The 20,290-nt window shown below is 71.0% G+C and carries 22 protein-coding genes and 1 pseudogene; 11 read left to right on the top strand and 12 right to left on the bottom strand.

The features are described 5' to 3' along the window. On the top strand, positions 1-400 hold a 400-nt coding region (locus tag AOK01_RS34450; RefSeq protein WP_169800170.1), incomplete at its 5' end, for a class I SAM-dependent methyltransferase. A 72-nt stretch (positions 401-472) separates the two neighbouring features. On the opposite strand, the gene AOK01_RS34445 is transcribed toward AOK01_RS34450, so the two are convergent. Further along, positions 473-1,123: a TetR/AcrR family transcriptional regulator gene (locus AOK01_RS34445; protein ID WP_055518666.1), complete on the bottom strand. Its 651-nt coding sequence runs from the start codon at positions 1,121-1,123 to the stop codon at positions 473-475. 72 nt (positions 1,124-1,195) lie between these two features. Between AOK01_RS34445 and AOK01_RS34440 the strand changes: the two genes are divergently transcribed. Next, positions 1,196-2,674 carry an FAD-dependent oxidoreductase gene (locus tag AOK01_RS34440; RefSeq protein WP_055518664.1) on the top strand — a complete coding sequence of 493 codons (1,479 nt, stop codon included), beginning with the start codon at positions 1,196-1,198 and terminating at the stop codon, positions 2,672-2,674. Positions 2,675-2,683: 9 nt separating this feature from the next. Then, positions 2,684-2,773 (top strand): annotated as a pseudogene (locus AOK01_RS45695) (L,D-transpeptidase family protein); the annotation flags it as partial. Positions 2,774-2,979: 206 nt separating this feature from the next. Here the strand turns inward: AOK01_RS45695 and AOK01_RS43850 are convergent. Continuing rightward, positions 2,980-4,248, bottom strand: coding sequence for a hypothetical protein (locus tag AOK01_RS43850; RefSeq protein ID WP_055518662.1), 1,269 nt, complete (start codon positions 4,246-4,248; stop codon positions 2,980-2,982). After that, positions 4,248-4,922 (bottom strand): RNA polymerase sigma factor, encoded by a 675-nt coding sequence (locus tag AOK01_RS34430; protein ID WP_055518661.1) that lies wholly within the window; start codon positions 4,920-4,922, stop codon positions 4,248-4,250. The genes AOK01_RS43850 and AOK01_RS34430 overlap by 1 nt, the downstream gene beginning before the upstream one ends. Before the next feature lie 369 nt (positions 4,923-5,291). Here AOK01_RS34430 and AOK01_RS34425 point away from each other — a divergent pair, with 369 nt between their 5' ends. Together AOK01_RS34425 and AOK01_RS34420 are read left to right on the top strand one after the other, a co-directional pair. After that, the gene (locus AOK01_RS34425; protein ID WP_055518659.1) at positions 5,292-5,558 is read left to right on the top strand and encodes a type II toxin-antitoxin system Phd/YefM family antitoxin; all 267 of its coding nucleotides are present in this window, start codon (positions 5,292-5,294) and stop codon (positions 5,556-5,558) included. A 22-nt stretch (positions 5,559-5,580) separates the two neighbouring features. Next, a complete protein-coding gene (locus AOK01_RS34420; RefSeq protein WP_055518657.1) occupies positions 5,581-5,844 on the top strand; it encodes a type II toxin-antitoxin system RelE family toxin in 264 nt (87 codons plus the stop codon). Between the two features lie 66 nt (positions 5,845-5,910). On the opposite strand, the gene AOK01_RS34415 is transcribed toward AOK01_RS34420, so the two are convergent. The 3 genes from AOK01_RS34415 to AOK01_RS34405 form a co-directional block, all read right to left on the bottom strand. Further along, on the bottom strand, positions 5,911-6,792 hold the full coding sequence (locus AOK01_RS34415) for a hypothetical protein (protein WP_157871607.1): 882 nt from the start codon (positions 6,790-6,792) through the stop codon (positions 5,911-5,913). Positions 6,793-6,831: 39 nt separating this feature from the next. Next, on the bottom strand, positions 6,832-7,449 hold the full coding sequence (locus AOK01_RS34410) for a sigma-70 family RNA polymerase sigma factor (protein ID WP_055518673.1): 618 nt from the start codon (positions 7,447-7,449) through the stop codon (positions 6,832-6,834). A gap of 105 nt (positions 7,450-7,554) precedes the next feature. After that, a complete protein-coding gene (locus AOK01_RS34405; protein ID WP_055518654.1) occupies positions 7,555-7,980 on the bottom strand; it encodes a hypothetical protein in 426 nt (141 codons plus the stop codon). A 441-nt stretch (positions 7,981-8,421) separates the two neighbouring features. On the opposite strand from AOK01_RS34405, the gene AOK01_RS34400 reads away from it, so the two are divergent. Continuing rightward, positions 8,422-11,106 carry an FG-GAP-like repeat-containing protein gene (locus AOK01_RS34400; protein WP_342671087.1) on the top strand — a complete coding sequence of 895 codons (2,685 nt, stop codon included), beginning with the start codon at positions 8,422-8,424 and terminating at the stop codon, positions 11,104-11,106. 108 nt (positions 11,107-11,214) lie between these two features. Here AOK01_RS34400 and AOK01_RS34395 read toward each other — a convergent pair whose 3' ends face one another. The 3 genes from AOK01_RS34395 to AOK01_RS34385 all read right to left on the bottom strand — a co-directional run bounded on the left by AOK01_RS34395 (position 11,215) and on the right by AOK01_RS34385 (position 14,222). Next, on the bottom strand, positions 11,215-11,835 hold the full coding sequence (locus AOK01_RS34395) for a hypothetical protein (protein WP_055518652.1): 621 nt from the start codon (positions 11,833-11,835) through the stop codon (positions 11,215-11,217). 111 nt (positions 11,836-11,946) lie between these two features. Next, on the bottom strand, positions 11,947-12,462 hold the full coding sequence (locus AOK01_RS34390; RefSeq protein ID WP_055518650.1) for a hypothetical protein: 516 nt from the start codon (positions 12,460-12,462) through the stop codon (positions 11,947-11,949). Between the two features lie 137 nt (positions 12,463-12,599). Then, the gene (locus AOK01_RS34385) at positions 12,600-14,222 is read right to left on the bottom strand and encodes a beta-N-acetylhexosaminidase (RefSeq protein ID WP_079103999.1); all 1,623 of its coding nucleotides are present in this window, start codon (positions 14,220-14,222) and stop codon (positions 12,600-12,602) included. A gap of 273 nt (positions 14,223-14,495) precedes the next feature. Between AOK01_RS34385 and AOK01_RS34380 the strand changes: the two genes are divergently transcribed. From AOK01_RS34380 to AOK01_RS34360, 5 genes are all read left to right on the top strand, one after another. Further along, positions 14,496-15,110, top strand: coding sequence for a 2-oxo-4-hydroxy-4-carboxy-5-ureidoimidazoline decarboxylase (locus AOK01_RS34380; protein ID WP_425424781.1), 615 nt, complete (start codon positions 14,496-14,498; stop codon positions 15,108-15,110). Between the two features lie 206 nt (positions 15,111-15,316). Beyond that, positions 15,317-15,697, top strand: coding sequence for a succinate dehydrogenase, cytochrome b556 subunit (gene sdhC / locus AOK01_RS34375; protein ID WP_079103996.1), 381 nt, complete (start codon positions 15,317-15,319; stop codon positions 15,695-15,697). A gap of 9 nt (positions 15,698-15,706) precedes the next feature. Beyond that, the gene (locus tag AOK01_RS34370; RefSeq protein ID WP_055518645.1) at positions 15,707-16,201 is read left to right on the top strand and encodes a succinate dehydrogenase hydrophobic membrane anchor subunit; all 495 of its coding nucleotides are present in this window, start codon (positions 15,707-15,709) and stop codon (positions 16,199-16,201) included. A 19-nt stretch (positions 16,202-16,220) separates the two neighbouring features. Further along, a complete protein-coding gene (gene sdhA / locus AOK01_RS34365; RefSeq protein WP_055518643.1) occupies positions 16,221-17,975 on the top strand; it encodes a succinate dehydrogenase flavoprotein subunit in 1,755 nt (584 codons plus the stop codon). After that, a complete protein-coding gene (locus AOK01_RS34360; RefSeq protein ID WP_055518641.1) occupies positions 17,975-18,754 on the top strand; it encodes a succinate dehydrogenase iron-sulfur subunit in 780 nt (259 codons plus the stop codon). The genes sdhA and AOK01_RS34360 overlap by 1 nt, the downstream gene beginning before the upstream one ends. Positions 18,755-18,873: 119 nt before the next feature. Here AOK01_RS34360 and AOK01_RS34355 read toward each other — a convergent pair whose 3' ends face one another. The 3 genes from AOK01_RS34355 to AOK01_RS34345 all read right to left on the bottom strand — a co-directional run. Next, on the bottom strand, positions 18,874-19,137 hold the full coding sequence (locus AOK01_RS34355; RefSeq protein WP_055518639.1) for a TM2 domain-containing protein: 264 nt from the start codon (positions 19,135-19,137) through the stop codon (positions 18,874-18,876). A 258-nt stretch (positions 19,138-19,395) separates the two neighbouring features. After that, positions 19,396-19,806: a DUF2752 domain-containing protein gene (locus AOK01_RS34350; RefSeq protein WP_245702541.1), complete on the bottom strand. Its 411-nt coding sequence runs from the start codon at positions 19,804-19,806 to the stop codon at positions 19,396-19,398. After that, on the bottom strand, positions 19,799-20,290 hold a 492-nt coding region (locus tag AOK01_RS34345; protein WP_055518638.1), incomplete at its 5' end, for a TM2 domain-containing protein. The genes AOK01_RS34350 and AOK01_RS34345, both read right to left, overlap by 8 nt.

The following is a 20,290-nucleotide window of genomic DNA, read 5'->3' as shown; positions in this document are numbered from 1 at the left end:
CGGGCTGCAGCTGCAGCCCGGCACGACGGAGGGCGCCGATCCGACGGGCGTCCCCGTGCGCGGCTCCGCGGTGCGCACCAACCTGGGCCTCGTGGGCGCGGCCGGCGTCGCGGCCCGGGTCCAGCAGGGCTTCTCCGAGGACCCCGAGGTACGTGCTCTGGTCGCCGACCGCAGTTACGGCGTGATCATCGTCGACGGCGACCACTCCGCCGCGGGAGTCGCCGCGGACCTGGAATGGGCCGAGCAGATCGTGGCGCCCGGCGGCATCGTGGTGCTCGACGACTTCGGGCACCCCAAGTGGCCCGGCATCAAGGAGGCCTACGAGAAGCACATGGCCACGGACACCCGGCTGAAGTACCTCGGCCAGGTGGCGAACTCGGGCTACCTGCGGGCGGCGTGAACCGTCCGGCCGGACCTCGGTCCCATCGGGCGGGTCCCGGTTCCGTCGGGGCCCGGCCGGACGGCTCTCCGCTCACCCGATCCCGTACCGCGCCTCGACCCCGGCGATCACCAGCGCCAGCCCCTCCTCGAAGTGCTGGTCGTAGTCGGTGAAGATCTCCGCGCCCGCCTGGGCCGACAAGGGAAAGTCGGCCATCCGGCGGGTGCGTTCGTCCATGTCGTAGCCCTCGCGGCGGTCGCCCGGCAGCGGTTCGACGCCCTGTTCCTCGGTGACGTACCCGAGCGTGTAGACGTACGCCGTCACGGTCACGCGGGCCGCCTGGGCGAGGGTGAAGCCGGCGGCCGTGAACAGGCGCAGGTTCTCCTCCATCTGCTCGCCGTGCTCGACCCCGGTGAAGCGGGAGCCGCTGAACACCTTCGCGCCGTCGCGGTGGACGAGCAGCGTCGCGCGCAGGCCGCGGTTCGACCTGAGCAGCCGTTCCTGCCAGGTGTCGCCCGGGTCGAGCGGGACCCCGGCGACCATCCGGCGGTACATCTCCGTCGCCATCTCGTCGAGCAGTGCCTGCTTGTCCTTGAAGTGCCAGTACAGAGCGGGCGCCTTGACGTCCAGCTCCTTCGCGATGGCCCGCAGGCTGAGGCCGTCGAGGCCTACCTCGTTGAGCAGCTCCAGGGCGGCGTCCGCGACGCGCTTGCGGTCGAGGGGGGCTCGGCGTTCCGTGTTCACGCTTGACAGTTTAACGCCGTTAAGGCCACTCTGTGCGGAGAGTGGAACTTAACGCCGTTAAGGAGACTGGTCATGGCCACGCACACGGACGTACTGGATGGACTGGACGTACTGATCGTCGGCGCGGGCCCCACCGGGCTCGCGCTCGCCGTCGACCTCGCCCGGCGGGGCACGCACGCGCTCGTCGTCGAGCGGGCCGACGCCCTCTTCCCGGGCGCGCGGGGCAAGGGGATCCAGCCGCGCACGCTGGAGGTCCTCGACGACCTCGGCGTGCTGGACGCGATATGGGCGGGCGGCGGCCGGTACCCCGTCGGGATGATCTGGCAGGACGGGCGGCGGCAGGGCGAGCACCGGATGTTCGACGAGACGGAGGCGACGGAGGCCGAACCGTACGCGGGCCTCGCGTGGATGGTTCCGCAGTGGCGCACCCAGCAGATCCTGTTCGCGCGGCTGGAGGAACTGGGCGGGAGCGTCACCTTCGGCCGGGAGCTGGTGGGCCTCGCACAGGACGCCGACGGTGTGACGGCGAGCTTCGCGTCCGGCGCCCCGGTGCGCGCCCGCCATGTCGTCGCCGCGGACGGTGGCCGCTCGGCCGTGCGGCGCGCGCTGGGCATCGGCATGACCGGCGAGACGGTGGACCCGGCTCCGGCCCTGGTCGCGGACATCCGCGTCACCGGTCTGGACCGCGACAACTGGCACATCTTTCCGCCCACCGACGGCGCTGACAGCGAGGGCGTCAAGGGTGTCACGGGCTCGCTGGCGATCTGCCCCCTGCCGCACACGGAGGACTTCCAGCTGGTGAGCAGTTTCGCGGACCCGTCCGCCGAGCCGGACCTGTCCCTGGAGGGCATCCGCAAGCTGGTCGCCACGCGGACGCATCTCGCCCCGGACGATGTGACCGAGGTCCGCTGGGCCTCCGAGTTCCGGCCGCGGGCCGCGATGGCGGACCGTTTCCGGCAGGGCCGGGTCTTCCTGGCGGGCGACGCGGCCCACGTCCACTCGCCGGCGGGCGGCCAGGGCCTCAACACCAGCGTCCAGGACGCCTACAACCTGGGCTGGAAGCTCGCGGCCGTACTCCGGGAGGAGGCCCCGGCCGCGCTGCTCGACTCGTACGAGGAGGAGCGGCTGCCCGTCGCCGCGCAGATGCTGGGCCTGTCCACGGGCATCCACCGCGGCGAGCTCCGGCGCGGCGTCGCCACCCAGCAGCTGGGCCTCGGCTACCGGGGTTCCTCACTGGCGGTCGAGACCCGGGACGGCCTGCCCGAGGAGGCCCTCCACGCGGGCGACCGCGCACCGGACGGCACACGGGCCGGTACCCACCTCTTCGACGCGTTCCGGGGCCCGCACTGGACGCTGCTCACGGTCGGCACGGACACCGAGGTACCGGACCTGCCCGGCATCCGCACGGTCCGCTTCCCCGCGTACGAGGCGTACGGCACCGGCGTGTTCCTCGTCCGCCCCGACGGTTACGTGGGCTGGGCGGGCACGACGGCGAAGGGGCTGACGGAGTACGCGCGCCGCGCGGGCGCCGTGGGCCACCGCGCCGGCTGATCAACGGCCGGCCGAACCATCTCGACGAGGGAGGTGCGTTTCGGCTCGCGGTACACGCCCACCCGCGAAGGCGTCTTCGACGTCTGCTTCGAGCCGCGACGACCGGCACCGGCCAGGGTGCGAGGGCGCGGGCGGGACCGGGGGAACGTGTCCCGCCCGCGCCTCTGTGCACTGAGCCATGGGTACGGGGGGAACCCGGGCTCGTGCCACAGCCGATGACCAGTCGGCTGCTTACTACTGCGTCCGGGCGGCTGAAAACGTCACACCGGAACAGCAGAAGCGTGTAGGTGGAACGAAACCGCAGGTCAGAGTCGGGCGCGCGGGGGGAACGCTGCCGGAGAGGCCACGGAAGAGACCGCGGGAGAGGTCGCGGGAGAGACCGTCGATGAGCCCTCGGGGGAGGCCGTCCGGGACGTCGCGGCGGTCAGGGGCTCCTGCAAGGCGCTGACCCGCGGGTCCGGGGTCAGCGTCTCCTCGTCGCCGCGGAACGTGCCCGTTTCTATGTGGCTGCCGTCGTCGCCGCCGTGGCCACCGCCGTCACCGTCGTCACCGCCGCCGCCCGTGTCGTCGTCGCTGCCGCCGCCCTCGCCCCCGCCCGCATCGCCGGGCCCGGACCTGGGGTCGCCCCCGCCGCCGTCGTCGGAGCCCCGGGGGTCGTGGGGGTCGTGGGGGTCCCGGTCGTCCCGGCTCTCCCAGGTCTTCAGGATGCCCTTGCAGTACTTCTGCACCTGCTCGGCGCCCCGAGCCGCGCTCTCCAGGGTGCGTCTGTTGCCGGCGTCGAGGTGCTTGCCGTCTCGGTAGTCGCGGCAGGCCGAGGCGAGCTTGGCCCACCGCTGACCCGACCGGTTCTCGCGCCCGGTGCCCTTCGCGTCGGGCTGCGCGCCGGTGCCCGTACCGGTGTTCCCCTGTGCCTCGTCGCGCGGGGCGGAGTTCCCGCCGGCCGGTGCGCCGGCGCTGCCCTCGGGTCGCGGTTCGTCGTCGGCGCGGCGGCTCTTCGTGGGGGACGGCGTGAGGAGCGGGCGGTCCGGAGTGACGGCGACCGTCGTGGACGCGCCGGGTTCCGGTTCGTCACCGCCGAAGGCCAGAACGCCCGCGGTCGCGGCCATGGCGACCCCGCCGATCATCCCGGCGGCCAGCGCGGCGGCGAGGCCGTAACGGACCGGGCGGCCCCAGCCGGAGGGGGCGCCGCGGTCCGTGGCGGAGCGGCCGATCCGGACAAGGCCCGCGTCCCAGACGGCGGCCCTGGCCTGCGCAGGCCGGGAGGGCGCCGAGGTCCGCGTACGGGAGTGTGGGGCGAGGCTCGCCTCCTCGCCTTCGCGGCCGGTGCGCGCCGCACGGAAAGCGGCCAACGCGGCAGCCTCGCCCGGGAGTTCGGCGCCGGCCGACGCGGTTTCGGCGGGCCGCGCGCCCAGCGAGTCGAGGGCCTCGGCGAGCCGGTCGGCCTGGTCGCGGATGTCTGCGTCGGCGGCTTCGAGCGGCTCTTTGCGCAGCAGTCGTTCCGCCGCGTCGCGGTCCAGCCACCGGCCGGGGGCCCGGGGGTCGCCCCCCGGGAAGACACAGTGCTCGTCGGCCATCACATGTCCTTCTGCGTCCGCGGACGCGTATGCGTCACACCGGCGGACGTCACCGCGCGGGTACGCGGTTCTGTGCGGGGAAGTCGCTGCGGGGGCACCGAACTCAGGGAGCCCGCCGATTCCGCATCCGCGCCGAGCAGCTCCGCGAGGCGCTTCAGACCGCGGTGCGCCGCCGTGCGGACGGCCCCCGGCCGTTTGCCGAGGGTGTCCGCGGCGGTCTTCGCGTCGAGGCCGACGACGACGCGCAGGACGACGGCTTCCGCCTGGTCCTGCGGGAGCTGGGCGATGAGGGCGAGGGTGTCGACCGTGGCGAGGGCCTCGATGGCCTCACCGGCGGTGTCGGACTCGGCCGCCTGGCCCGCGAGTTCGGTCTCGTCGCCGACGGTCGCGGGGCGCCGGCCGCGCATGCGTATGTGGTCGAGCGCGCGGTTGCGGGCTATCCGGGCCGCCCAGCCGCGGAACCGGTCGGCGTCTCCGCTGAACCGCTCCAGGTCCCGGGCGATCTGCAGCCAGGCCTCGGACGTCACGTCCTCGGCGTCCGGTTCGCCGACCAGCGTCCGTACGTACCCCAGGAGCCGTGGGTGCACAGCTCGGTACACAGTCCGGAACGCGGTCTCGTCTCCGTACTGTGCCGCAAGCACCGCGGCGGTCAGCTCCGCGTCGTCCCCCAGCACCGCGCCCCTTATCGCGCCCGGCCGGCGCCGCTCTCGCGGGCCGGTTTCGCTCCGTCGTGTTCTCTCGGTCGATGGTTGCGGTCCTGCCCCGCATCCGGCGCGAAATGCACGTTACGGCTTGAAACCGGGTGCGTCCACGTCCGTACAACGTGCAACCAACTCATTGCCGCGTGGGGTGTGACACAAAACGTACCGTCGGCGCTGAGGAGAGTACGGGTCGCCGTGCGGCCCGTGCCGCGCGACGGCCGGGGCCACTCCTGTGGGGGGTGGCGGCCCCGGTCGTCGCTTCGGCGTGCCGTTCCGACCGGGGTGACGCGTGGACCCACATCGCCATTGTGTACACATGGCACATCCGGTACCTTTGGGCGCATGACACAGATGCCCATAGAGTCCATCCGCGATGTCCGCGCGCACCTCGCCGAAGTCGTCGAGCGAGCCGATCGCGACGACCAGCCCACCGTGATCACGCGACGAGGAAAAGAAGTCGCCGCCGTCGTCTCGATCGACGTCCTGCGCAAGTACCAGCAGTGGGAAGAGCGCGAGATCAACCGCATCATCGACGAGCGGATGGCGAACCGCTCGGCCGGCATCCCCATCGAGGACATCATGAAGGAAACGCTGGCACGCGGTGAATGAGCACGGCGTGAATGAGCACAGTGTGAGTGAGTACCGCACCGTCTTCCGGCCCGAGGCACAGGCCGAACTCCGGAAGATCCCCCGCGACATGGCGCTGCGCATCCTGACCAAGCTGACGGAACTGGAGAGCGACCCGCTCGGATTCAGCACCACGGCGCTCGTGTCCCAACCCGATCGCCGCCGCCTCCGAGTCGGTGACTACCGCGTCGTCTACACCATCGACAACGGCGAACTGGTCGTATGGGTCGTTCACGTGGGACACCGCTCCACGGTCTACGAGACGTGACGGCCCCTTCACGACTCGCCGCGGACGTCGCCACCCCGTCGCCTCCGGTCCCGCAACGGTTCGCCCTCAACCGCCCTTGCTCTTCGCGGACTTCGAGTTCTTGGCGCTCTTCGTGCTCTTCGTGCTCTTGGGGTTCTTCGTGGTGCCGTTGCCCGGCGTCCTGGACGGCTTGGCCGATTTCGTCGGCTCGGCCTTTTGGGTGTTCTTCTTTTCCTTCGCCTTCGCCTCCGCCAACTGCGCCGCGCAGTACGCCTCGACGTTGTCCTCGCCCCCCGCGGCCAGGATCAGACGCTGCCAGGCGGTCGATTCGAGGGCCTTGCCCCGTTCCTTGACGGAGTCGTACGCGCGGCAGTGCGCCACGGTGTCCTGAGCGGTTGAGGGGCGGCCGGACGAGTCGTCCGACGAGCCGTCGGAACCGTCGGTCCGTCCCGGCCCCGCCGGCCCTGAAGCACCGGGCGCGCCTGCGTCGGTCCCGCTCTCCGCCGGAGCGGTGCTCGACGGTCGGGGCCTGTCCCGCTCGCCCTCTTCGTCAGGTGTCCCCGAGCCCGAGCCGATGGCAGCGACCGCCACCCCGCCGAGCGTCACGCTCGCCGCCAGCGCGATCAGCGTCGTCCGCAGCGACCACCCGCCTCGCCGTTCGCCGTCCGGCCGCCAGTCGTCCCGTCGCCGGGTACGTGCCTCTCCGTACGCCCCCTCGTCCCGTGCCTGCCGGAACGCGGCGAGAGCCCGCTTCTCGGCATCGGGGTCCACCGCCCCGCCCCGCACGGCCGCGGCGAGAGCCGCACCGACGTCGGGCCGGACCCCGGGCGACGGATCACCGCTCGGCTCGGCCTGCTGCCCGGCGTACCCGGAGTGCTCAGAGCGCTCAGAGTGCCCGAAGTCCTCAGAGTGCCCGGGACGCGTGGTGCGGTCGTTCGGGCGCGGGTCGTCGCCCTCTCGTTCACCCATGTCCGCACCCACCTTCGCCACCCGGGGACCGCTTGCCGTTCATCCCGACTCCCCCAGCGTCCCGGGCCCGTCTTCCGTCACACCCTCGGCGTCGAGCCGGCGCGCCAGGCGCTTCAGGCCCCGGTACGCCGCGGTGCGTACGGCCCCGGGGCGCTTGCCGAGGACACGCCCGGCCGCGGGACCGTCGAGGCCGACGACGACCCGCAGCAGCACGGCCTCCGCCTGGTCGCGCGGCAGGGTCGAGAGCAGTTCGAGGGCGTACCGCGTGCCGAGGGACTCCAGGGCCTGGCCGTCCGTGCTCTGCGCGGCGGGGAGGTCGAACAGGTCCTGTCCGAGCTCGGACGCCCGTGGCCGCACCTTCTGCCGCCGCAGATGATCGAGTGCCCGGTGCCGGGCGATGGTCGCGGTCCAGCCGCGGAACCCCGCCCCGTCCCCGCGGAACCGCCCCAGGTCCCGGGCTATCTCCAGCCACGCGTCCGACGCCACGTCCTCCGCCTCGCCGCCGACCAGCCCGCGCAGATACCCGAGCAGGGCCGGCTGCACGATCTGGTACGCGACCGTGAAGGCCGCCTCGTCCCCCTGCTGTGCCCGCGCGACGGCCACACCCAGGTCCCCGTCGGACGACCGCACGCGGCGGAACTCCCCTCCCTGGCCCAACACTGCCTTCGTTCATGCCGAGTTCGTACCGCGTCCGCGCCTCGTGGCACGGAACGTCCTGGCCGCACACCCTCAAGGCCATCTGCGTCGGGCGGCGCGAAAACGTCACAGATCGTCAGTTGTGCCGCCCCGCCGCTCGAAGCGCGGGACCCCCGTCCGCCCCCGCCCGTGCAACTGCAGGTAGAACGTGCGCAACGACTCCCGTTCCCCCGTCTCGAACCGCTTCACGACCTTGCCCAGTGGATTCCACACCCGTCCGTCCGGCATCCGTACGCCCGCCTGCTGGCCGAACAACTCCCGCTGCCCGTGGTCGAACTCGACCCACATGGCACCGGCCCGCCGCACCAGCACCTCTCCGGCGTACGCCCCGAGCCCGAACAGCACCTGTTCCACGGCCGCGAGGTTCCGGCCGCTCTTGCGCAGCCCGTCGATGATGAAGTCGACGACGCGCAGGCTCGCGACGGAGTAGTCCAGCGGCAGCCGGTTGCGTGCCGTGACCTCCCGGACGAACTGGGCCGCGTACTGCCGCATCCGCAGGTCGGCCGACCGGTCCCGGGGTGCACACGTACGCCTCCCCGACTCCGCGCTCCTCGTTTCCACTGTTCGCGCCCCCTTGTCCGGTCGCGGCCGGGCCGCGAGAGCCACGGCCGGTCCGCAATACCAAGCGGACGGGGCATCCTGAACATCACACGTCGCCGAAGTGACAAAGGCCATACGGAAATTCACCGGAACCTATACAACCATCCCCTCCCGTCAAGCGTCTGGCGTAACTCGAAGTGACGTAAAGTGATGTACCCCACACCCCTGTTAGGTGATGTTTAGCTGGGAGTTGGCGCTTCATTAATGAACCACCCTTGTGTCGGGTGGGTTTTTTGTGAGGCTTTTCTAGGGGTGGGGTATTTGAGTCGCCGGACGACCCATGCGTACAGACCGCTGAGTCTGAAGCGGAGAACGTGGCTGACGATAGGGGCCGTGGTGCTGGGCGGGGCGGGCGCCGTGACGTACGCCGTCGCGAGCCCCAGCTCCGATCCGTCGGTGGAGGCCGCACGCGGCAAGCGGCCCGTGAAGGTGCACGAGCTCACGATGAAGAGCGACGGCACGGGCCGGCGCGAGGTGGAGCGGACGAGCACCGCGCAGTTCTCGCTGCTCGGCATCTCCTGGACCGGCGCGAAGACCGAACTCGACGGCACCGCGCAGGTGCGGACCCGGGCCCTCGGCTCGGACGAGTGGACCGGCTGGCAGAACCTGGACCTGGAGCTGCACCCGGTCGACAAGGCCGAGCCGGGCGCCAAGGACGCGCGCGGTGCGTCCGATCCGCTGTGGGTCGGCCCGAGCAACGGTGTCGAGGCGCGGGTCGTGGCCGGCGACGGTTCGACGAGTTCCGGGCTGCCCAAGGGACTTGAGGTCAGCCTCGTGGACCCGGGCGTGACCTCGGCCGAGGCGAAGAACAAGGCGCTGGGCACGTCCACGGACTCGTCCATGGACAACGCCGCCTTCGTCGCCGAGGACCAGACCGACTCCCCGCCCCCGGCGGACTCTTCGAGCACCGAGCCCACGGGCACGGAGACCACGGAGGCCACGGACACGGAGTCCACGAGCGGTGCTCCGGCGTCGCCCGCCGACACCACCTCGGAAAGCGCGCCGGAGAGCGCCTCGGCCTCCCCGACGCCCGACCCGGTCCCGTCCCCGCCGCCGTCCACCGTGACGCAGCCGACGATCATCTCCCGCGCCCAGTGGGGAGCCGACGAGTCGACGGTCAAGGACCCGCCGGAGTACATCGACAAGGTCAGCGCGGTCTTCGTCCACCACACGGTCGGCACGAACGACTACAGCTGCGCCGAGTCCCCGGCGCTGGTGCGCGGCATCATGGCGTACCACGTGCAGACCGAGCTCTGGAACGACCTCGGCTACAACTTCCTGGTCGACAAGTGCGGCCGGGTCTTCGAGGGCCGCGCGGGCGGCATCGACCTGCCGGTGCGCGGCGCGCACACCTTCGGCTTCAACGGCGACTCGGCGGGCATCGCCGTCCTCGGTGACTTCGAGGGCGCCGCCGCCACCTCCACCACCCCGGCGAAGCCCGCGGGCAAGCCGACCCGCGCCGCCCTGGAGTCCGTGGCGCGCGTCGCCGCGTGGAAGCTGGGCCAGTACGGCGTCGACCCGAGCGGCCAGGTCACCCTGACCGCCGCCGGCGACACGGGTGTGTACAAGACGGGCGACAAGGCCACGCTGAACACGGTCTCCGGCCACCGCGACGGCTTCGCCACCCTGTGCCCCGGCAAGAACCTGTACTCGAAGCTGGCCGAGATCCGCCGGTACGCCTCAAGTCCCGGCAAGAACTCCGCGGTGCCGACGGCGGACTTCAACGGTGACGGCATCAGCGACCTCGTCGCCGCCACGCCCAAGCAGGGCAGCGGCTGGCTCACGCTCGTGCCCGGCGGCCTCGACGGACCGGTCTCCGCCTCGAAGGTGAAGCTCAACCAGGCCAGCACCGAGGTTCCGGGCGCCGCCGAGTCGGGCGACCAGTGGGGCGCGGCCACGGCCGTCGGCGACATCAACGCCGACGGGCACGCGGACATCGCGATCGGTGCGCCCGGCGAGGACGACACGTCCGGCCACAAGGACCGCGGCGCGGTGACGATCCTGTACGGCCCGAAGTTCGACTCCGGCGCCGACACCATGGCGCTGGGCGACGACTTCGAGCCGTCCGGCGCGCGGTTCGGCGCGACGGTCGCGGTCGGCGACTTCAACGCCGACGGCAAGGCGGACGTCTTCACGGCGGGCACCGGAACGGGCGGCAACTGGGCGGCCCGGTTCAACGACGGCCACGAGGTCGCCGGTGACCTCACCGCCGCCGACGGCAACCTCTCCTACGCGGACTCCACCTCCGGCGACTTCAACCGGGACGGCTACGCGGACGTGGCGCTCACGTACCTCGACCAGTCCGGCGTCGGCAAGGTCACCTGGTTCAAGGGCTCCAAGTCCCTCGGCCTGGCGAAGGTGTCCACGCTCTCCGTGAAGGGCGGCAGGTCCATCGCCGCGGGCGACGTGAACGGCAACGGCTACGACGACATCGTCATCGGCCAGCCGTACACCGCCGAGTCGGGCGCCAAGGCCGGCGGCCAGGTCACCATGGTCCCGGGCAACTCCACCGGTTTCACCACCACCGGCATGACGACCATTCACCAGGCCACCTCGGGTGTCCCGGGCGCCGCCGAGTCCGGCGACGCGCTGGGCTGGTCGGTCGCGGTCGGCGACTTCAACGCGGACGGTTACGCGGACGCCCTCACCGGGGCGCCGAACGAGGACGTCACCCGGACCACCAACCGCTCCAACGCGGGTTCGGTCTGGCTCTTCAAGGGCACCTCGGCGGGCCTCACCGGCACCGGCTCGCTCTCCTGGTCCCAGGACACGGCCGACATCCCCGGCTCCACGGAGAAGGACGACAAGCTGGGTTCGTCGGTCTCGCTGGCGGACTACTCCGGCCACGGCCGCGCGCACCTGGTCATCGGCGCGGAGGGCGAGGACGCGGGCAACGGCACGCTGCTCTACCTGCCGAGCACGGCCTCGGGCGTCTCCGCCGCCAAGTCGGCGTACTACGGCGTCACCCAACTGGGTACGGCGACGGCCGCGCGTCTGGGCCAGGTCCTGACCCCGTAGCCACACGGGTATGCGGAAGGCCGGGGCCCTGTGCGGAACAGGGTCCCGGCCTTCCGCGTACCCGCGCGTGTCCGCGTACCCGCCTCACAGGTGGCGGCCGGACAGCCCTTAGGCGCGCCCGCGCGCCCGTCGGGAGACCACGGCCCGCAGTACGCGCCGGCCCTCCGTGGAGAGCTCCCGCGCCTGGCGCAGGCCGGCCGGGCCGTGGGCCGACAGCAGTTCGAGGATGGCGACCTGGCGGCGCAGTTCGGCGGCCACGAGGGGCGACATGTCCTGCGTACGGCCCTCGCGGCGGGCCGTCACTGACGCCGAGCCCTCGGACCCGGCGCCGGCCGTGGCGTCGAGGAGGCGGTGGATCTGGAGCGCGGCGACCGAGCAGGCGTCGGCCCACTCACGGAGGTTCTCCGCGGTCCGCTCGGCGGGGGCGGCGCCGAGCATGCGGTGCGCCAGGGTGACGGCCTCGCCCTCGGCGGACGCGTCGGCCCCCGGGGTGCCGGGGACGTAGAGCTTGGCGCGCGCCTGCTCGACGCACTCGCCCCAGTCCGGGCTACCTTCAGCGGACCCGGAGCCCGACTCGGAGCCGGCTCCGGACTCGGCGAGGCTCGCCCACAGGGGCCGCAGGATCTCGTCGTCGCCGCCCAACAGGGGCACGCACCTGTCCAGGCACGCCAGACCGCTGGCCGCGAGACTTCGCTCGTCGGCCTGAGCGATCAGTTCCACCAGGCTCATCACGCCTCCCTCGGTGAGGCCGCCGCTGGTTTCGGAGCCCGCACTTCCCCTTACTGCGTGCACGGTGGCCGGAACGTCACAGTGTGCGGCGGCCCCCGATGCACACCCGATTCACATGGGGATGACGCCGAGCCGGTCGAGGAACCGGAAGAAGAGCATCTCGGCCGACGGGTCCGCGTCGGAGGTGAACACTTCGAGGAGACGTTCCTCGGAGGCGTCACGGCCGGATTCGGCCGCCCAGGCGAGGGCCCGTTCGACGGCGTCGCGCGGTTCCAGGAAGAAGTCGTCGACGGCCAGGCCGTCCTCGTTCCCGCCCAGGTATCCGGCCATCGCGTCCCGGTCCAGACAGGTCGTCCAGGCCCCGCTGTCGGGCGCGGCCGCCTCGACGACCACGCAGTCGCTGTCCATGACGTAGCCGAAGAGCGCGGGCGCGCCCGTCTCCTCGGCCAGGGCGTTCATGTTCCCCACGTCCGAGGCACCGCCGTCGGGAGCGTTCGGGTACTCCCACACCTGCCAGCCGTCGTCCGTCGTCTCGTGCAGTGTCATGCCCGACGCGCCCGACAGCGCGCCGAGTTCCGCGAGCGGCCGCTCGCTTCTGCCCACCACGAAATATCCCCAGTAGCCCATGCCGCTCTCCCCCCGATGTATCGATTCGACCAGCGCCGAATACACCACACCCGCAGGGCGGTTCGCCACCGGGACACGCAAGGGCGACGCAACTGTGCCACTGTGCACCGGTGTTGGCCCGAAACCCCGCCCTTCACTCAGCCCAGTTTCTCCGCGAGGCCCTTGAAGTCGGCCCACGAGGACGCCGGGGTGCGCGGGTCCCAGAGCTTCTGCGTCAGCGCCCGCAGGGGCATCCGGATGCCCGCCGCCACCTGGTCCTGGGTCTGGGAGCCCGCGAGGTCGCACCAGACGGCGAAGGACGCGCCGAGGATCTGGTCGTCGTACTCCTTGGACACCGGCTTCGTACCGCGCACGACGAGGGGCGTCCACTGCTCGTAGATGCGCCGACCGTCCGGGTAGACGAAGGCGTTGGGCTGCCCGAGGACGTAGTACAGGTACTCGTCGTTGTAGTTCAGCATCCGGCGTCCCGCCCGCAGATATTCGGCCGGCTCTCGCGCGCCGATCTCCTTGCCCGTCCAGTACGCGACCTGGAGGTCGTCGTCGGCCTGGACTGCTCCCCCGGCGAAGAACCCGTCGTTCCAGGCGCGCAGCACCCGGTCGTGCCCGCGCATCGCGTCGGCCCGGTCGTTGAGCCACCCCGTCGCCAGGTCCGCGATCCCGGCGTCCGATCCGTAGGCCTTCTTCGCGGCGGTGGCCAGCTGCGGATAGGAGGACGCCGGGTTCGCCACGGTCAGGGCCTGGTACTCGTCGGCGCCGAGGTGCCAGTACCGGCCGGGGAACAGGTCGGCGTACTCGTGGAGGAGTTCGTCCACGATCTTCGCGGCCGCCGGCTCGGAGATGTCGATCGCGCCCCGCGTGGCGACGCCCTGCGTGTTGCGCAGCTGGAGGTCCGGGTGCGCGGCGATCACCGCGCCGAGGTGTCCGGGCGAGTCGATCTCGGGCACGACGGTGATGTGCCGGCTCTCCGCGAGCGCGAGGATGCGCCGGACCTCCGCCTTGGTCAGGTGTTCCTCGGACACGACCTCGGGGTGCGAGTCGGAGGCGATCCGGAAGCTCTGGTCGTCGGAGAAGTGCAGCCCGAGCTCGTTGTACTTCAGATCGCCCAGCTCACGTATTCGGTCCTCGATCCACGCGGCACTGAACGGCTTGCGCGCGATGTCCAGCATGAACCCGCGCTGCGGCTTCGCCGGCGAGTCGCGTACGACTCCCTCGGGCGCCGTGGCGTTCCCGTGGACCTCCTGCTTGAGCGTGCGGGTGCCGTAGAAGACGCCGGCCTCGGCGGCTGCGCTGATCCGCACCTGCCCGTCCTTCACGGTCAGCGTGTACGACTCTGCGTCGGCGTCCTCGTCCGTGAGGCTCAGCCCGACGTCCCCGGCGCGCGGCTCGCCCTCGCCTCCGTAGGCCAGCTTCAGTTCCTTGGCGAGCAGCTGTCCCTCGTCCGCCAGGTCCTTGTCGCCCACGACGACGCGGCCGCCCTTCGCCGGCCGCCAGCCAGGACCGCGTGCGGGCGTGTGGTCGCGCACGGCCGGGATCGTTCGGGGAGTCTGTGAGAGGGGATACGTCCGACTGGGTGACGGAGTCGTGGAGGGGGCCGGTGCCAGGGCGCTTCCGCCGCCGGAGGACGCGCCCGATTCGCCGCTCGGCCAGAGCCCGACGGTCAGCGCGGCACCCGCCGCGACCGCCACGACGCCCGCGCCGACGAGCAGGGGCTTCCTGTCGACCGATCCGGCTTCGCCGTGCCTTCGCCTTCGCCTGTTCACCACGGATCACTCACTCTCCCGATACCGTCGGTACCGCTCTGTGCGCTGTACCTCCGATGTACGTGCGCTGTGAACCTAAGCCCCGTCGGCCGGGGCCACTGTCCACCCCTTGTGTTGAAACTCTCCCTTACGGGTGAAGTTCGGGCATCTGTCGGACAGCTTCCGTCAAGCCTCGATAGCGTGATGACACGTCTGTCACTTGACCCCCTTCACCCCCTGCCGAATCACGCGTGGCGCCCGTCCGAGCGCCGCCGAACCGCCGAGGAACCCGTGCTGCCCGCGCACCGTCCTTCCCGCCTCCCCGGCCAGGCCACCGCCACGCCGGAGTCGCCCGACCCACCGAAGTCCCCAAAGGCGCCGGAACCGCCGGAGCGCACCCGCTCGGCACCGGACTCCCCCGGGCCCCGCCCGACCGGCCTGGACCGGTTCAACACCCTGCCCGCCGACGAGGCCGGGCGCGCCCTGCTGGCCTGCTGCGGCAGCCACCGCTGGGCGCACCGCATCGCCGCGCACCGCCCCTATCCGGACCTGGACTCCCTGCTGGCCGCGGCCGACGAGGCGGCGTACGACCTGACCCTCGGCGACGTCGCCGAGGCCCTGGCCTGCGAAACCCTCACGCTGCTCCCGGACGGCGCGTACTCCGGCGCGCACACCGCCCTGAGCGCGGCGCACGCGGCGTACGAGAGCCGCTTCGGGCATGTCTTCGTGATCTGCCTGGACGACACAGCCCCGGAGGAGTCCCCCGACCGGGTCCTGGCGGCGATCCGCGCCCGCCTGGCCAACGACCCGGAGGAGGAGCGGGCCCTCACGACGGAGGAACTGCGCCGCCTGGCCAGAGGCCGCCTGTCCCGCCTGGTGAGGGGGACCTTCGCGCCGGCAATTCCCTAAGGGCTGTCCCGGGACCTGTCCGAAAGCAAGCCGTTAATAGCCCGTACGTGCCTGTTTGGCTGCCACTTCGATCACATCGGTAGGCCCGCCGTAAACGTTCCGACAACACGTCGCTACGATGGCCGGGGCCGGTGGACCGTACCCGGCCGGGCCCGACCGACATCGAAGCCGGCAGGCCCCAATCCCCGCTCCCGGAGGGTTCTTCCGTGCCGGCTGGAACGCTGTACCGCGGCCGGGAAGGAATGTGGTCCTGGGTGGCTCATCGAGTCACCGGCGTCCTCATCTTCTTCTTCCTGTTCGTACACGTCCTGGACACCGCTCTCGTGCGTGTCTCCCCCCAGGACTACGACAAGGTCGTAGCCACCTACAAGACGCCGCTCGTCGCGCTGCTGGAGTACGGCCTCGTCGCCGCAGTCCTCTTCCACGCGCTCAACGGCCTGCGCGTGATCGCCGTCGACTTCTGGTCGAAGGGCCCGCGCTTCCAGAAGCAGATGCTCTGGACCGTCGTCGGCATCTGGGTCGTGCTGATGATCGGGGCCCTCTACCCCGTACTCGGCCACGCCGCTCGTGAAGTCTTCGGGAGCTGACGCGCAAGCATGTCGAACAACACAGTCACCACCGACAAGACCGCATCCGGCATCGGCCCCGTGGAGGGAGCGTCCCTCTACGACGTCGACCACCCGGCGCCCCTGATCGAACCCCCGCGCAAGCGGACCAGGAAGACCCCGAAGTCCTCCCGCGGCAACTTCGAGATGCAGGCATGGCTGTTCATGCGGCTGTCCGGCGTTGTCCTGGTCGTCCTGGTCATCGGCCACCTGCTCCTCCAGCTCGTCCTCGACGGCGGCGTCTCCAAGATCGGCTTCGCCTTCGTGGCGGGCCGCTGGGCCTCCCCGTTCTGGCAGGTCTGGGACCTGCTGATGCTGTGGCTCGCGATGCTGCACGGCGCCAACGGTCTGCGTACGGTCATCAACGACTACGCCGAGCGCCCGAACACCCGGCTGTGGCTCAAGGGCCTGCTCTACACCGCCACGGTGTTCACCATCCTGCTGGGCACGCTGGTGATCTTCACCTTCGACCCGAACATCCGCTAGGCACGGGGCTGCGAGAATCATGAAGATCCACAAGTACGACACCGTCATCGTCGGCGCCGGCGGCGCCGGCATGCGTGCCGCCATCGAGGCGACGAAGCGCAGCCGCACCGCCGTGCTGACGAAGCTCTACCCCACCCGCTCCCACACGGGCGCCGCGCAGGGCGGTATGGCCGCCGCGCTCGCCAACGTGGAGGAGGACAACTGGGAGTGGCACACCTTCGACACGATCAAGGGCGGTGACTACCTGGTCGACCAGGACGCCGCCGAGATCCTCGCGAAGGAGGCCATCGACGCGGTCCTCGACCTTGAGAAGATGGGCCTGCCGTTCAACAGGACCCCGGACGGCACCATCGACCAGCGCCGGTTCGGCGGTCACTCCCGCAACCACGGCGAGGCCCCGGTCCGCCGGTCCTGCTACGCGGCGGACCGCACCGGCCACATGATCCTCCAGACGCTCTACCAGAACTGCGTCAAGGAGGGTGTGGAGTTCTTCAACGAGTTCTACGTCCTCGACCAGCTGCTCGTGGAGGTCGACGGCGTCAAGAAGTCGGCCGGCGTCGTCGCCTACGAACTGGCGACCGGCGAGATCCACGTCTTCCAGGCGAAGGCCGTGATCTACGCGTCCGGTGGCACCGGCAAGTTCTTCAAGGTGACGTCCAACGCGCACACGCTGACGGGCGACGGCCAGGCGGCGGTCTACCGTCGCGGGCTGCCGCTGGAGGACATGGAGTTCTTCCAGTTCCACCCGACCGGCATCTGGCGCATGGGCATCCTGCTGACGGAGGGCGCCCGCGGTGAGGGCGGCATCCTCCGCAACAAGGACGGCGAGCGCTTCATGGAGAAGTACGCGCCGGTCATGAAGGACCTCGCGTCCCGTGACGTCGTGTCCCGCTCCATCTACACGGAGATCCGGGAGGGCCGCGGCTGCGGTCCCGAGGGCGACCACGTCTACCTCGACCTCACGCACCTCCCGCCGGAGCAGCTGGACGCCAAGCTCCCGGACATCACCGAGTTCGCGCGGACCTACCTCGGCATCGAGCCGTACACGGACCCGATCCCGATCCAGCCCACCGCGCACTACGCGATGGGCGGCATCCCGACGAACGTCCAGGGCGAGGTGCTGCGCGACAACACCACCGTCGTCCCCGGCCTGTACGCGGCCGGTGAGGTCGCGTGCGTCTCCGTGCACGGGGCGAACCGTCTCGGCACGAACTCGCTGCTCGACATCAACGTCTTCGGGAAGCGCGCGGGCATCGCCGCGGCGGAGTACTCCGCGACCGCCTCGCACATCGAGCTGCCCGAGGACCCGTCCTCGCAGGTCGTCGCGCAGATCGAGCGGCTGCGGACGGCCACGGGCAACGAGCGCGTGGCGGACATCCGCCGCGAGCTGCAGGAGTGCATGGACGCCAACGTCATGGTGTTCCGCACCGAGCAGACGATCAAGACGGCGGTCGAGAAGATCGCCGAGCTGCGCGAGCGCTACCTGAACGTGTCCGTCCAGGACAAGGGCAAGCGGTACAACACCGACCTCCTGGAGGCCGTCGAGCTGGGCAACCTGCTCGACCTCGCCGAGGTCATGGCCGTCTCCGCGCTCGCCCGCAAGGAATCCCGCGGCGGTCACTACCGCGAGGACTACCCCAACCGCGACGACGTCAACTTCATGCGCCACACCATGGCGTACCGCGAGGTCGGCGACGACGGCACCGAGTCCATTCGTCTCGACTACAAGCCCGTCGTCCAGACCCGCTACCAGCCGATGGAGCGTAAGTACTGATGGCTACCCCGACCCTGGACAAGACGGACGCGGCCGGCACGCCCGAGCCCGGCTTCGCCGACTCCCCGTACATCACGGCGACCTTCCGTATCCGCCGCTTCAACCCCGAGATCTCGGCGGAAGCGGTCTGGGAGGACTTCCAGCTGGAGATCGACCCCAAGGAGCGGGTCCTCGACGCGCTGCACAAGATCAAGTGGGACCAGGACGGCACGCTCACCTTCCGCCGGTCCTGCGCGCACGGCATCTGCGGCTCGGACGCCATGCGGATCAACGGCAAGAACCGGCTGGCCTGCAAGACCCTGATCAAGGACCTCAACCCCGCCAAGCCCATCACGGTCGAGCCCATAAAGGGCCTGACGGTGCTGAAGGACCTGGTCGTGGACATGGAGCCGTTCTTCCAGGCGTACCGCGACGTGATGCCGTTCCTCATCACCAAGGAGACGAACGAGCCGACGCGCGAGCGTCTCCAGACCGCGGAGGACCGGGAGCGCTTCGACGACACGACGAAGTGCATCCTGTGCGCCGCCTGCACGTCCTCCTGCCCGGTGTTCTGGAACGACGGCCAGTACTTCGGCCCGGCCGCCATCGTGAACGCCCACCGCTTCATCTTCGACTCGCGCGACGACGCCGGGGAGCAGCGGCTGGAGATCCTCAACGACAAGGACGGCGTGTGGCGTTGCCGCACGACGTTCAACTGCACGGACGCGTGCCCGCGCGGCATCGAGGTCACGAAGGCGATCCAGGAAGTGAAGCGGGCGCTGATCACGCGCCGCTTCTGACCTGACTGCAGTCTGTACTTGCTGTACCTGCTGTACCCGCTGTTCCGTACAACGGGCGAGGGCCCCGCTCCGGTTGGAAACATCCGGTTGGAGCGGGGCCCTCGCGTGTCGCGCCGGACTCAGCCGCGCAGCGGGCGGCCCTGCTTGTCGGTGCGCTCGTTGCTGGTGAGGAACATGATGCCGTCGACCAGCGCCCAGATGCCCAGACCACCACAGGTCAGGAGCTGCGCGACACCGACGCCGACGGAGCCGACGTAGAAGCGGCCGATGCCGAGTCCGCCCAGGAAGATCTGGAGGATGCCCGCGACAATCTTCGACTTGTCGGAGTAGGGACGGCCCTGCGGGTCGACACCGTACGGGGCTTGGGGAGTGGGGACGGTCATGAAAACGTGCTCCTGGCTGGCTGAATGAGACCGGAACGGGACCCGCCCCGGTGAGGCTCCAGGGGGACTCATGGCAGAGATCGCCAAAGGATCGCGTACACGTCATCCCCCTGTGGCGCTTGAGCGTACGGAGAGCCATGGGGCGGGCGGGAGAGGGAACACCCTTTCGTTCCCATCCCGTGACAAAGTCCCGGCAAAGTCGGACGCGCTGCGTGACCGTCAGCTCCGACCTTCAGCTCCGACCGTCAGCGGCGACCGTCAGCTGTGGATGTTGCGGACCACGGTCCACGCCACCGCCACCCCAAGCACCAACACCTGCGTACGGGCGCTGGGTTCGGGCCGCCAGCGGCGTCCGCGCAGGCCTTCCACCATCCAGCGCGCCAACAGCGCCAGGGCGAACGGCGAGGCGAGCAGCAGCGCCCTGTTGTCGTGCCAGGCGGCGGCGAAGTGACCGTGCATCAGGTCGTACACCATGCGGGTGCCGCCGCAGGCCGGGCAGAGCAGCCCGGTGACGAAGCGGAACGGGCACTGGGGCAGCACATGGCCGGGCTCGTGCGGATCGGTGACGTACAGATAGCCCGTGCCGACGGCTCCGGCGACGAGCACCGCGAGGGGTGCCGCCGCCGGGTGCCGCAGAAAGCCGCCGCGCACGAAGCCCGACTCAGCCACGCAGGGGCCTGCCTCGGGAGTCCGTGGCGTCGTTGCCCGTCAGCAGCAGGATGCCGTCGATCAGGGCCCAGATGCCCAGGCCGCCGCAGGTGAAGAGCTGGGCGATACCGATGCCGACGCTGCCCATGTAGAAGCGTCCGATGCCCAGGCTGCCCAGGGTGATCTGGAGGATGCCCGCGACGATCTTCGACTTGTCCGAGTACGGGCGCCCGAAGGCGTCGTAGCCGTAGGGGGCGTCGGGGTCGCCGGTGTAGGAGCCGGGCGGGAACGCGCCGGGCGGGGGGTAGCCGCCACCGGGAGGCGGGTAGCCACCGGCTCCGGGAGGCGGGTACCCCCCGGCCTGCGGATATCCGTAGGGCTGCCCCGGCTGTCCCTGCCCCGGCTGTCCTTGTCCCGGCTGTGAGTACTGGCCGGAGTTCGGCTGGCCGGCCGCGTACGGGTTCGGGTTCGGGTCGCCCGGCGGCGGAGTGGCCCCGGGGTTCGG

The sequence above is a fragment of the Streptomyces aurantiacus genome, assembly GCF_001418335.1.
Lineage (GTDB): Bacteria > Actinomycetota > Actinomycetes > Streptomycetales > Streptomycetaceae > Streptomyces > Streptomyces aurantiacus.
The sequence above is the reverse complement of the archived record's forward strand: the minus strand, read 5'-3'. Positions and strand labels throughout refer to the sequence as shown.